Source organism: Pantoea sp. CS_6 (genome assembly GCF_041954745.1).
Lineage (GTDB): Bacteria > Pseudomonadota > Gammaproteobacteria > Enterobacterales > Enterobacteriaceae > Pantoea > Pantoea stewartii.
The window spans coordinates 14,358-25,987 of the sequence record NZ_JAVAYG010000022.1; the positions used below are offsets into that span (position 1 = coordinate 14,358).

Annotated in this window: 16 protein-coding genes; 10 read left to right on the plus strand and 6 right to left on the minus strand. The window is 51.6% G+C overall.

The features are described 5' to 3' along the window. Positions 1-8 precede the first annotated feature (8 nt). The 4 genes from RAC90_RS20630 (at position 9) to RAC90_RS20645 (ending at position 2,229) form a co-directional block, all read left to right on the plus strand. The gene (locus RAC90_RS20630) at positions 9-998 is read left to right on the plus strand and encodes a DNA-directed RNA polymerase subunit alpha (protein ID WP_033741519.1); all 990 of its coding nucleotides are present in this window, start codon (positions 9-11) and stop codon (positions 996-998) included. 40 nt (positions 999-1,038) lie between these two features. Then, positions 1,039-1,425 (plus strand): 50S ribosomal protein L17, encoded by a 387-nt coding sequence (gene rplQ, locus RAC90_RS20635; RefSeq protein WP_009087575.1) that lies wholly within the window; start codon positions 1,039-1,041, stop codon positions 1,423-1,425. 93 nt (positions 1,426-1,518) lie between these two features. Then, the gene (locus RAC90_RS20640) at positions 1,519-1,887 is read left to right on the plus strand and encodes a DUF1992 domain-containing protein (RefSeq protein ID WP_375124740.1); all 369 of its coding nucleotides are present in this window, start codon (positions 1,519-1,521) and stop codon (positions 1,885-1,887) included. An 87-nt stretch (positions 1,888-1,974) separates the two neighbouring features. Further along, the gene (locus tag RAC90_RS20645; RefSeq protein ID WP_039343751.1) at positions 1,975-2,229 is read left to right on the plus strand and encodes an alternative ribosome-rescue factor A; all 255 of its coding nucleotides are present in this window, start codon (positions 1,975-1,977) and stop codon (positions 2,227-2,229) included. On the opposite strand, the gene mscL is transcribed toward RAC90_RS20645, so the two are convergent. The 5 genes from mscL to def all read right to left on the minus strand — a co-directional run bounded on the left by mscL (position 2,204) and on the right by def (position 6,944). Beyond that, positions 2,204-2,614, minus strand: a complete 411-nt coding sequence (gene mscL / locus RAC90_RS20650) for a large-conductance mechanosensitive channel protein MscL (protein ID WP_006120604.1) — start codon at positions 2,612-2,614, stop codon at positions 2,204-2,206. The genes RAC90_RS20645 and mscL overlap by 26 nt on opposite strands. 109 nt (positions 2,615-2,723) lie before the next feature. After that, positions 2,724-4,100, minus strand: a complete 1,377-nt coding sequence (trkA, locus tag RAC90_RS20655) for a Trk system potassium transporter TrkA (RefSeq protein ID WP_033741512.1) — start codon at positions 4,098-4,100, stop codon at positions 2,724-2,726. Between the two features lie 20 nt (positions 4,101-4,120). Beyond that, positions 4,121-5,419 carry a 16S rRNA (cytosine(967)-C(5))-methyltransferase RsmB gene (gene rsmB / locus RAC90_RS20660; RefSeq protein WP_375124741.1) on the minus strand — a complete coding sequence of 433 codons (1,299 nt, stop codon included), beginning with the start codon at positions 5,417-5,419 and terminating at the stop codon, positions 4,121-4,123. A gap of 47 nt (positions 5,420-5,466) precedes the next feature. Next, complete coding sequence (gene fmt, locus RAC90_RS20665) at positions 5,467-6,411, minus strand: methionyl-tRNA formyltransferase (RefSeq protein WP_375124742.1); 945 nt, start codon at positions 6,409-6,411, stop codon at positions 5,467-5,469. A 20-nt stretch (positions 6,412-6,431) separates the two neighbouring features. After that, the gene (def, locus tag RAC90_RS20670) at positions 6,432-6,944 is read right to left on the minus strand and encodes a peptide deformylase (RefSeq protein WP_006120608.1); all 513 of its coding nucleotides are present in this window, start codon (positions 6,942-6,944) and stop codon (positions 6,432-6,434) included. 117 nt (positions 6,945-7,061) lie between these two features. Here def and dprA point away from each other — a divergent pair, with 117 nt between their 5' ends. Genes dprA through RAC90_RS20700 form a run of 6 tightly spaced genes read left to right on the plus strand, consistent with a single transcriptional unit; the run spans position 7,062 to position 10,858 of the window. Beyond that, positions 7,062-8,186, plus strand: a complete 1,125-nt coding sequence (gene dprA / locus RAC90_RS20675; RefSeq protein WP_375124743.1) for a DNA-protecting protein DprA — start codon at positions 7,062-7,064, stop codon at positions 8,184-8,186. Then, positions 8,158-8,631, plus strand: a complete 474-nt coding sequence (gene smg / locus RAC90_RS20680) for a DUF494 family protein Smg (protein ID WP_006120660.1) — start codon at positions 8,158-8,160, stop codon at positions 8,629-8,631. The genes dprA and smg overlap by 29 nt, the downstream gene beginning before the upstream one ends. 23 nt (positions 8,632-8,654) lie before the next feature. Beyond that, positions 8,655-9,200 (plus strand): topoisomerase DNA-binding C4 zinc finger domain-containing protein, encoded by a 546-nt coding sequence (locus RAC90_RS20685; protein ID WP_375124744.1) that lies wholly within the window; start codon positions 8,655-8,657, stop codon positions 9,198-9,200. 9 nt (positions 9,201-9,209) lie between these two features. Next, entirely contained in the window at positions 9,210-9,782 is a 573-nt protein-coding gene (tsaC, locus tag RAC90_RS20690; RefSeq protein ID WP_375124745.1) for an L-threonylcarbamoyladenylate synthase type 1 TsaC, read from the plus strand. Between the two features lie 3 nt (positions 9,783-9,785). After that, a complete protein-coding gene (gene aroE / locus RAC90_RS20695; protein ID WP_033741503.1) occupies positions 9,786-10,604 on the plus strand; it encodes a shikimate dehydrogenase in 819 nt (272 codons plus the stop codon). Further along, entirely contained in the window at positions 10,601-10,858 is a 258-nt protein-coding gene (locus tag RAC90_RS20700; RefSeq protein WP_006120664.1) for a DUF1488 domain-containing protein, read from the plus strand. The genes aroE and RAC90_RS20700 overlap by 4 nt, the downstream gene beginning before the upstream one ends. Here the strand turns inward: RAC90_RS20700 and RAC90_RS20705 are convergent. Further along, positions 10,813-11,379 carry a gamma carbonic anhydrase family protein gene (locus tag RAC90_RS20705; RefSeq protein WP_006120665.1) on the minus strand — a complete coding sequence of 189 codons (567 nt, stop codon included), beginning with the start codon at positions 11,377-11,379 and terminating at the stop codon, positions 10,813-10,815. The genes RAC90_RS20700 and RAC90_RS20705 overlap by 46 nt on opposite strands. Between the last annotated feature and the right edge of the window lie 251 nt (positions 11,380-11,630).

Consider the following 11,630-nt stretch of genomic DNA (forward strand, 5'->3'; position numbering starts at 1 on the left):
AGGACACAATGCAGGGTTCTGTGACAGAGTTTCTAAAACCGCGCCTGGTAGATATCGAGCAAGTGAGTTCGACGCACGCCAAGGTGACCCTTGAGCCTTTAGAGCGTGGCTTTGGCCATACTCTTGGTAACGCGCTGCGCCGTATTCTGCTTTCATCAATGCCGGGTTGCGCGGTGACCGAGGTTGAAATTGATGGTGTACTGCATGAGTACAGCACCAAAGAGGGTGTACAGGAAGATATCCTGGAAATCCTGCTCAACCTTAAAGGTTTGGCGGTAAGAGTTCAGGGCAAAGATGAAGTTATTCTTACCTTGAATAAATCTGGCATTGGCCCTGTGACTGCAGCCGACATTACCCATGATGGTGATGTCGAAATCGTCAAGCCGCAGCATGTGATCTGCCATCTGACCGATGACAACGCATCTATTAGCATGCGTATCAAAGTTCAGCGTGGTCGTGGTTATGTGCCGGCTTCTGCCCGAATTCATTCGGAAGAAGATGAGCGCCCAATCGGCCGTCTGCTGGTCGACGCTTGCTACAGCCCTGTAGACCGTATCGCCTACAATGTTGAAGCAGCGCGTGTAGAGCAGCGCACCGACCTGGACAAGCTGGTCATCGAAATGGAAACCAACGGTACAATCGATCCTGAAGAGGCGATTCGTCGTGCGGCGACCATCCTGGCAGAACAACTGGAAGCTTTCGTTGACTTACGTGATGTACGTCAGCCGGAAGTGAAAGAAGAGAAACCAGAATTCGATCCGATCCTGCTGCGCCCTGTTGACGATCTGGAATTGACTGTCCGCTCTGCTAACTGCCTTAAGGCAGAAGCTATCCACTACATCGGTGATCTGGTACAGCGTACTGAGGTTGAGCTGCTTAAAACGCCTAACCTTGGTAAAAAATCTCTTACCGAGATTAAAGATGTGCTGGCCTCACGTGGTCTGTCTCTGGGCATGCGCCTGGAAAACTGGCCACCGGCAAGCATTGCTGATGAATAACCCGATCACAGGTTAAGGTTTCACTGAGAAGGATAAGGTCATGCGCCATCGTAAGAGTGGTCGTCAACTGAACCGCAACAGCAGCCATCGTCAGGCTATGTTCCGCAACATGGCTGGCTCTCTGGTTCGTCACGAGATCATCAAGACGACTCTGCCGAAAGCCAAAGAGTTGCGCCGCGTAGTTGAGCCGCTGATTACTCTTGCCAAGACCGACAACGTAGCTAATCGTCGTCTGGCATTCGCCCGTACTCGTGATAACGAGATCGTGGCAAAACTGTTTAATGAGTTAGGCCCGCGTTTCGCGAGCCGTGCAGGTGGTTACACTCGCATTCTGAAGTGTGGCTTCCGCGCTGGTGACAACGCTCCGATGGCATACATCGAGCTGGTTGATCGTCCAGAAGCTCAAGCAGAAGCTGCAGCAGAGTAATCTGTTGCAACGTGAAAAACCCGCTTCGGCGGGTTTTTTATTGCCTGTCATTCTGCGTCTGCTACGCTTGTGGTGTTATGAAGGAGGTGAACAATGTGGTTAATTGATCAGCTTGCAGAACAGCATATTAAAGCCGCGCAGGAGAAAGGTGAGCTGAGTGATCTGCCGGGCGAAGGCGCACCGCTGAATCTCGAAGACGACAGTCAGGTTCCACCTGAACTGCGTGCAGGATACCGACTGTTAAAAAATGCAGGCTTTCTTCCACCCGAACTTGAGCTGCGCCGCGAAGCACTTCAGGTCAGCGATCTTTTACAGCATTTAGATCCTGACGATCCAGAGGCGCTGATCCAGACACAACGTTTACGGCAACTGAAGATAAGGCTGAGCCAGGCCGGTATGCGCACTGATTTTCTTGAGGGGGAATATGGCCGCGCGATTGAGACCAAACTCGTGCCCGATTAAGGTGTATTTTTTTGTCGCTGTTGTGCGCATATAATGAGTTTGCTTCATCTTTTCACCGCATTATTCCATTACTCAACCGGAGAAGTTATGTCCAGATACCGTCATACGAAAGGACAAATACAGGATAACGCCTTACAGGCATTGTTACACGACCCGCTGTTCAGGCAACGTGTTGAAGAGAAACAAAAAGGCAAAGGCAGTTACAGGCGTAAAGAAAAACATGGGAAAGGCTGGGAGGCCAGTGATAAGCAAGCCGTTTATCACTGGCCTTCTGCTTTACAGACACAAAAAAGCCGCTTCAGAGCGGCTTTTTATTTTAGATTTTCGTATTCTGTTGTTTGAGTAAATCGCGGATTTCTGTCAGAAGCAGTTCTTCATTTGTAGGCTTAGGTGCCGGTTTTTCCACTTCTTTCTTCTTATACAGTTTGTTCATCAGCTTAATCGCCATAAAGATAGCAAAAGCAACAATGATGAAATCAAATACGGTTTGCAGGAAAATACCATATTCCATAACCACAGCCGGTGTGTTGCCGACGGCAGGTTTAAGCACCCAGCTAAACGATTTGAAATCAACGCCGCCAATCAGCAAGCCCAGCGGTGGCATAATGATGTTCGCGACCAGTGATGAAACAATCTTACCGAATGCCGCACCGATAATCACACCGACGGCCAGATCAACCACGTTGCCGCGCATCGCAAAATCACGAAACTCTTTGAATAAACTCATACTTCTCTCCTTGCCTTAGCCAATGCCATAAAGTTTAACAAAGCTCACAATATTTGCCATTAACCACGTACAATAAGCAACTGACATGTCAGTGCTGGCTTTTTATGTGTTATAGGAAAAACGGACTGGGCTGGAACAGGCGCTCGACGTCCGGCACAAACTTTTTATCGGTTAAAAACATCACAACGTGATCGCCCTGTTCAATACGCAGATTGTCATTCGCTATCATCACATCGTCGCCGCGCACCACAGCACCAATCAGTGTGCCTGGTGGCAGCTTGATATCATCAACTGACCGTCCCACCACGCGCGATGTGGTTTCGTCGCCATGCGCGATGGCTTCGATGGCTTCAGCAATGCCTCGACGTAATGACGAGACACCCACAATATCGGCTTTGCGCACATGTCCCAGTAAGGCCGAGATGGTCGCCTGCTGGGGTGAAATGGCGATATCAATGACGCTGCCCTGGACCAGATCGACATAAGCACGGCGTTGAATCAGCACCATAACTTTCTTGGCGCCCATTTTTTTGGCCAGCATGGCAGACATGATATTGGCTTCGTCATCGTTGGTGACGGCGATAAACAAATCCACCTGCTCAATATGCTCTTCCGCCAGTAGTTCCTGATCGGAGGCATCACCGTAAAAGACCACCGTGTCGTGCAACTGTTCAGCCAGTTCGGCCGCGCGCTGGGGATTGCGCTCAATAAGTTTCACGCTGTAGTTTTTCTCGAGCTTTTGCGCCAGGCCAAAGCCAATGTTGCCGCCGCCTACTAACATGATGCGTTTATAAGGCTTTTCCAGGCGCTGCATTTCACTCATTACCGCACGAATATGCTGGCTGGCGGCAATGAAGAAAACTTCATCGCCGGCTTCGATAATGGTGGAGCCCTGTGGCCGGATAGGGCGGTCCTGACGAAAAATCGCTGCTACGCGCGTATCGATATGGGGCATGTGATCGCGCAGGATCGACAATGGATTGCCCACCAGGGGGCCACCGTAATAGGCTTTCACGACTGCGAGGCTCACTTTGCCTTCAGCAAAATTAACTACCTGCAACGCGCCCGGATATTGAATCAGGCGGTAAATATTGTCGATAACCAGTTGCTCAGGCGAAATCAGATGGTCGATAGGCACTGCTTCGGGGATAAAAAGCTTATCTGCATCGCGCAGATAGTCAGCCGCACGTATACGGGCGATACGATTTGGCGTGTTGAAGAGCGAATACGCGATTTGACAGGCTATCATGTTGGTTTCGTCAGAGCTGGTAACGGCGACCAGCATATCGGCGTCTTCCGCGCCCGCCTCACGGAGAACCCGTGGGTGGGAACCATGACCCTGCACAACACGTAAATCAAATTTATCCTGTAACTGACGTAAACGTGCTGAATCTGTATCAACAACTGTTATATCGTTGTTTTCGCCAACCAGATTTTCGGCCAGTGTGCCTCCAACCTGGCCAGCACCAAGAATGATGATTTTCATCGCTTTTCAAAGCCTTTTCATTATGCGTTAGCGTCTTTAATCAGCTTAGCGTAGAAAAATCCGTCTCCGCCTTCAGCGTCAGGCAACACCTGCCAGCCCGTTTTGGGCGCGCCTGAAAGGGAGACAGCCTGTGCATCCGCATGTCGCTGTAAGAAACCGCTGATTTGCTCATGGTTCTCTTCCGGTAGGACAGAGCAGGTCGCGTAGATCATCGTACCGCCCGCTTTAAGAAGCGTCCAGGTGGCCTCCAGAATGTCACGCTGCAAAGCGGCCAGTTCGCTGATATCGCGATCGCGGCGTAACCATTTGATATCCGGATGGCGGCGAATCACGCCTGTGGCTGAGCAGGGCGCATCCAGCAGGATACGATCAAACTGCCGTTGGTCACACCATTGCTGCGGAGTACGGCCATCACCTTGTTTGACCTCGGCGGTCATTCCCAGCCGTGTCAGGTTTTCGGTTACGCGCTTCAGTCGTTGTGCGTCCACATCCACAGCAAGGACCTGCGCGTCAGGGGCTATTTCTAAAATATGCGTCGTTTTGCCGCCTGGCGCTGCACACAGATCGAGAATATGTTCGCCATTTTTAGGCGCAAGCAGAAGCGCACAGCGCTGTGCTGAGAGATCCTGCACCGTAACCCAGCCCTGGTCGAAACCGGGTAACTGGTGAACCGGCGCTGGCGAGGCCAGGCGTAATGCTTCCGGCACATCCTCTGCAGCCATCGCCTCTCTTTCACTGGCGGTCAGCAGAGCAAGCCAACTGTCACGGGTATGGTGCTGACGGTTAACCCGCAGCCACATCGGTGGGCGTTGGTTATTCGCGTCAACAATCTGTTGCCAGCGATCTGGCCAGGCAAGCTGCAGTCGGTTCAGTAGCCATCCGGGATGAAGATGGCGCTGTGGACCTTCCTGGATGCTGGCAAGGAGTTCCTCCTGACGGCGCTGGAACTGACGTAACACACCGTTGATCAATCCTTTCAGATTGGCACGTTTAAGCACTTCAGCACCAGCAACGGTCTCGGCTAATGCCGCATGTGCCGGGACGCGCGTGTAGAGCAACTGGTACAGGCCCACCATGATCAGAAAATGCAGCGTACGCTGTTTGCCGGTCAGAGGGCGCTCCATCAATTTCCCGATAAGCGCTTCCAGCTGCGGTAACGTTCGTAACACACCAAAGCAGATCTCTTGCACCAGAGCGGCGTCTTTATCGGCGACTTTTTTCTGTGCGGCAGGCAGCACAGTATTGAGTGACTCGCCCTTATCGACAACACGTTCAATCAGTTGTGCAGACAGGCTACGAAGGTTGGATGATTTAGTCATAAGATAGTGCCATCAAACAAAAGGCCCGGATTTACCGGGCCTGAATGTCAGTCCAGAAGAGAGCCGGGTTCAAACCATTCCCGGCGCGAGTTGAGCAGATCCTGTGCCGACATAGGTTTTTTACCGGCGGGTTGCAACTGAAGTAAATTGAGTACGCCGTCGGCGGTGGCAATGTGAATGCCCTGTTTGTCAGCCTTAACGATCTCGCTTGGTCGTTTATTGACATGAGGTAAAACACCGGCTTGCCATACTTTTACTGGCTGATCATTTACCATAAAAAAGCTAACCGGCCAGGGATTAAAGGCGCGAATGCAGCGTTCAAGCTGTTCCGCGGGTAACTGCCAGTCAAGACGTGCTTCCTCTTTACTGAGCTTCTCAGCATAATTTGCCAGGGTTTCATCCTGTTTCACCGGCTGGGCGTTGCCCTCACGCAATTGCGACAAGGTTGTCAGTAGCCCTTCTGGTCCGAGGCTGGCCAGTTTGTCGTATAACGAAGCACTGGTGTCTTCAGCAGTAATAGGGCAGGCCAGTTTTACCAGCATATCACCGGTATCCAGCCCGACATCCATTTGCATGATGGTGACACCGGTTTCCTGATCACCCGCCCAAAGCGCGCGCTGAATAGGCGCCGCGCCGCGCCAGCGTGGCAGCAACGAACCATGTACGTTGATGCAGCCCAGACGTGGCATCTCAAGCACGGCTTTCGGCAGGATAAGGCCATAAGCCACCACGACCATGACATCGGCCTGCAAATCGGCAACCAGCTGTTGGTTTTCCGCAGGGCGCAACGATTTGGGCTGAAAAACCGGAATGTCGTGGGCAAGAGCCAGCGCTTTTACCGGGCTCGCGGTCAACTTATTGCCGCGCCCGGCTGGGCGGTCTGGTTGGGTGAAAACGCCAACGACCTTATGCTCAGATGCGAGCAACGCGTCAAGGTGACGCGCCGCGAAGTCTGGTGTGCCAGCAAAGATTATATTAAGCGGGGCAGACACGTTTATCCCTTTTTCAGATCTCAAGAGGCCTGGGCGTTTTGCCGCGCCAGTTTTTCTAACTTTGTCTTGATTCGCTGACGCTTTAAAGGCGACAGATAATCGATAAACAGTTTGCCATCCAGATGATCAATTTCATGCTGAATACAGATAGCCAGCAGGTCACCGGTTTCCAGTTCAAACGGCTTACCTTCGCGATCTAACGCCCGCACTTTTACCCGCTCTGCACGAGGCACAAAGGCGCGTTGCTCAGGAATGGACAGGCAACCTTCTTCGATACCTGTTTCACCACTTTTTTCCAGAAGCTCGGGATTGATCAATACCAGTCGCTCGTCCCGGTTCTCAGAGACATCAATCACAATGATGCGCTGATGAATATCCACCTGCGTAGCGGCAAGGCCGATACCTTCTTCGGAATACATGGTTTCGAACATATCATCAACGATACGCTGAACTTCTGCGTTAACTTCTTTGACTGGCGCGGCGATCTTGCGCAGGCGCTCGTCAGGAAAATGTAACACCTGTAAAACTGACATAAATATCCAGATCTATATTCTAAAAGGAAAAGATTACTGCCTCATATTGTAGACTTTTTAGTACCTGATTGACAGCATTCTGCGGAGGGATGCGACGGTTATCAGGAGGCCGTGACGATGGAAAAAAGGGCGCGATTACTGCGGCTGGCCGCGATACCCGGCCTGACGGGCCGACGCTGGCTGAACGCGGCGCAGCAACTGTGCGCAGGTCAGGATATTGATGTGATATTAAGCCAAAAGGGCTTCGAGACAGCGCAACATCATTATGCCCATCAGAAAACCACGGACTGGCTGGCAACCGTTAACACTTGGCTGACACAGTGTCCAACGCATCACCTGATTACGGCGCTGGATGCGCATTACCCCGCTCAACTCCTTGAAACGGCCTGTTTCCCTCCGCTCTTATATGTAAACGGTGATCCAACCGTATTATCTTCACCTCAACTGGCGGTGGTAGGCAGCCGTCTGTGTTCGCCCTCAGGCCGTTACTGGTGCGACTGGTTCACCCAACAACTGGCATTGAGCGGTTTGACCATAACCAGTGGGCTGGCTATCGGGATTGATGGCGTGGCACACCGTGCCGCATTAAATGTGCAGGGTAAAACCGTGGCCGTACTGGGGAGTGGACTGGCCCATCTGTATCCCAAAAAACACACTGCGCTGGCGCAGGAGATTGTTATGCAGGGAGGCGCCGTGATCTCGGAGTTTCCGCTTACTGCCGCGCCACTGGCGCATCAGTTTCCGCGCAGAAACCGTATTATCAGTGGGTTAAGTCAGGGTGTTCTCGTCATTGAAGCGTCATTAAAAAGTGGTTCATTAGTCACAGCCCGTTATGCATTAGAGCAGAATCGCAATGTTTATGCCTTACCGGGTGCGCTGGGTAGCAGCGGCAGTGAGGGGACAAACTGGCTGATCCAACAAGGTGCCATGTTGGTGGCACATCCTAATAACATTGTCGAAGATTTACGCGCTATGCTTAACTGGTTACCTGTTAACCCGTCAGATGAAATTTATTCTGATGCCAGTGACGATGCTCCATTGCCATTTGCCGAGCTGTTGGCTAACGTAGGTGATGAGGTTACACCTGTTGACGTTGTCGCTGAACGTGCCGGCCAACCTGTGCCAGTTATTACAGCTCAATTGCTGGAACTGGAGTTAGCAGGATGGATCGCAGCTGTACCCGGCGGCTATGTCCGATTGAGGAGGGCATGCCATGTTCGACGTACTCATGTACTTGTTTGAGACCTATATCCACAACGAAACAGAAATGGGTGTTGATCAGGACAGATTGACAGATGACTTGACGGATGCCGGTTTCCACCGCGAAGATATTTATAATGCGTTGAACTGGTTAGAGAAATTGGCGGACTATCAGGAAGGACTGGTCGCACCAATTTTGCTGGCAAATGATCCGCTCTCTATGCGCATCTATACCGATGAAGAGAGCAAGCGTTTAGATGCCGAAAGCCGCGGTTTCCTGCTGTTCCTGGAGCAAATCCAGGTACTGAGTCTGGAAACACGAGAAATGGTCATTGAACGTGTCATGGCGCTTGATACGCTGGATTTCGATCTTGAGGATCTTAAATGGGTGGTGCTGATGGTGCTGTTTAACATCCCTGGATGTGAAAACGCGTATCAGCAAATGGAAGAACTGCTATTCGACGTCAACGAAGGTATGCTGCATTAAATTTTTACTAATGCATGACTGTTATGAGTAAAACCGCACTCTTTACTGTGCGTAAACAGGATCCCTGCCCCGCATGCGGGGCAGAACTTGTTATACGTTCAGGAAAGCATGGCCCATTTTTGGGCTGTGCAAATTACCCTGCCTGTGACTATATCAAGCCTTTGGGAAACCAGGCTGATGGGCATGTCGTCAAAGTTCTGGAAGGCCACGTTTGCCCACAATGCGGGGCGGAAAAAGTATTGCGCCAGGGCCGGTTTGGCATGTTTATTGGCTGTAGCGACTATCCCGCGTGTGATTACACCGAAACCATCGATAAACCGGATGAAACCACGATCGACTGTCCGCAGTGCCAGCAGGGTAAGCTGGTACAACGCCGCTCGCGTTTTGGTAAAACGTTTCATGCCTGCGAACGCTATCCAGCCTGTCAGTTTGCCGTGAACCTGACGCCAGTGGCGGGGCGCTGTCCGCATTGTGAATTTCCGCTTTTAGTCGAGAAAAAGACGGCGCAGGGCACCCGGCTTTTCTGCGCCAGTAAAAGTTGTGGCAAAGCTATTATTCAAGAGACATAAGACATAACCATGTTAAATCAACCCGTTGCCGGCTCATTGCAGGATTGTGTAAGCCATCTTAACCAGCATGCTGTGATTGCCTATCCCACCGAAGCGGTATTCGGCTTAGGCTGTGATCCCGATAATGAATCTGCGGTCATGGCACTGCTGGCATTAAAAAAACGGCCAGTAGAGAAAGGCTTGATCCTGATAGCTGCCGACTATGATCAGCTTAAACCTTACATATCAGATGAGGCCTTAACCACGGAGCAGCGTGAACGTATGTTTGCCTGTTGGCCAGGCCCGGTCACCTTTGTCGTGCCTGCTTCTCCGGTTACCCCGCGCTGGTTAACCGGGCAATTTGATTCGCTGGCCATCCGCGTTAGCGATCATCCGGATGTTCAGGCGCTGTGCCGGGCGTTTGGAAAACCTTTGGTATCGACCAGCGCTAATCTTTCCGGTCAGCCACCGTGCCGTTCAGTCGAAGAGGTCAAATTGCAGTTTGGCACCGCGTTTCCCGTATTTAATGGAAAGACAGGAGGAAGGCTCAATCCTTCTGAGATTCGCGATGTCATCAGCGGCAATTTGATACGCCAGGGTTAATATATGGCAAATTTTGCAGTTTTCGGTCATCCCATTAGTCACAGCAAATCGCCGCACATTCATCAGGCGTTTGCGCGACAGACTGGAATCTCTCTTCAGTATGATCGTATTGATGCGCCTGTTGATGCTTTTCCTGAGACTCTCCGCACTTTTTTCCACGACGGCGGGGCGGGTGCGAACATTACGCTGCCTTTTAAACAGCAGGCGTGGGCATTTGCCGACCAGTTGACCGAGCGCGCTGCGCTGTCAGGGGCTGTGAACACGCTAAAGCTGTGTGATGATGGCCAAATTCTTGGCGACAATACGGATGGTATTGGGCTGCTCAGCGATCTTCAGCGCCTTGGGATGATTAAGCCCGACAGCCATCTTCTGCTGGTGGGGGCAGGTGGGGCCGCTCGGGGCGTCATTCTCCCTCTGCTTTCAATGGGAGCAACGATCACGGTCGTGAACCGAACGGCGTTGAATGCGCAGACTCTGGCCGCAGAGTTTGCCCATCGCGGAGCGATTAATGCGTGCTCGTTTGACGCGCTTGTGGATAGACATTTCGACCTTGTCATTAATGCCACATCAAGTGGTATTCAGGGAGAAGTACCGCCGTTGCCGCCTTCATTAGTTCATGCTGAGCTACGTTGCTACGATATGTTCTATCAGAGTGGCTTAACGCCTTTCCTGCGCTGGTGTCAGCAGCACGGTTCATCTCATCTTGCTGACGGGCTGGGGATGCTGGTGGGTCAGGCCGCGCATGCCTTTCATCTTTGGCACGGGGTGATGCCCGAAATCGCACCGGTCATCGCCTCATTAAAAGCCGGGATGCAGTCATGAACCAGGCGATACAGTTTCCTGATCGGGAAAGCCTGAATACAGAATTAAGGGCCGTTTGTTTCCCTGTTCTGGTAAACGGGATGGGCTTAACCTGCGCTATCAGTGTTGAGGCGCTTAATGAACAGTTCGGTGAGGGAGAAGCGATGACGCTGTTTCGCCATCATCGCTGGGATTTGGAAGATCAGGCCGAAGATTGCATTCGAAACGATCAGGTCGATAATGAAGGATGGGTCTGGCTGTCTCCGGCCAGATAGTCGTTCTTCCAGTTAACATAGTTGCTGGCAGAGTAAAGTAGACCTTCAATTTCTTTTTCATTCAGCGGCCGGATTTGTTTGACCGGGCTTCCGACATACAGATAGCCACTTTCCAGTCGTTTGCCGGGGGGAACCAGGCTCCCGGCACCAATCATAACGTCGTCTTCAACAATGACGCCATCCAGTACGATTGAGCCCATTCCAACCAGTACGCGATTGCCTATCGTGCAGCCATGTAGCATCGCTTTATGCCCAACCGTTACGTCTTCCCCAATTATCAGAGGAAAACCGGCGGGGTTGGCCTCTGATTTATGCGTGACATGCAGGACGCTGCCATCCTGAATATTGGTTCGGGCACCAATATGCACCTGGTTCACATCGCCACGAATAGCGACTAAAGGCCAGATACCTACATCATCTTCCATAATGACGTCACCCGCTACCACGCTGGTGGGATCAACCATGACGCGCAGACCCAATTTTGGGAAAAGATGTTTGTAAGGGCGTAACGCTACAGTCATTTTGTTCTCCTTTTACTGAGTTTACTGGCAGCCTGATGCGATTCTGACCAACTGGCAAGGGGATTTTGTGCCGGATCGTTGGTGATCTAATCAATATGAATGTTTTCTCGGCAGTCAGTAAAAAGATCCAAAAAAAGGGTTGTGCAATTCATTCGGATCCCTATAATGCGCCTCCATCGACACGGCACAACGGCTTACGGAATGCGGTGTTGAGAGGGTCAGGCAACTGAGCCGCCGGAGAAAAACTTCTG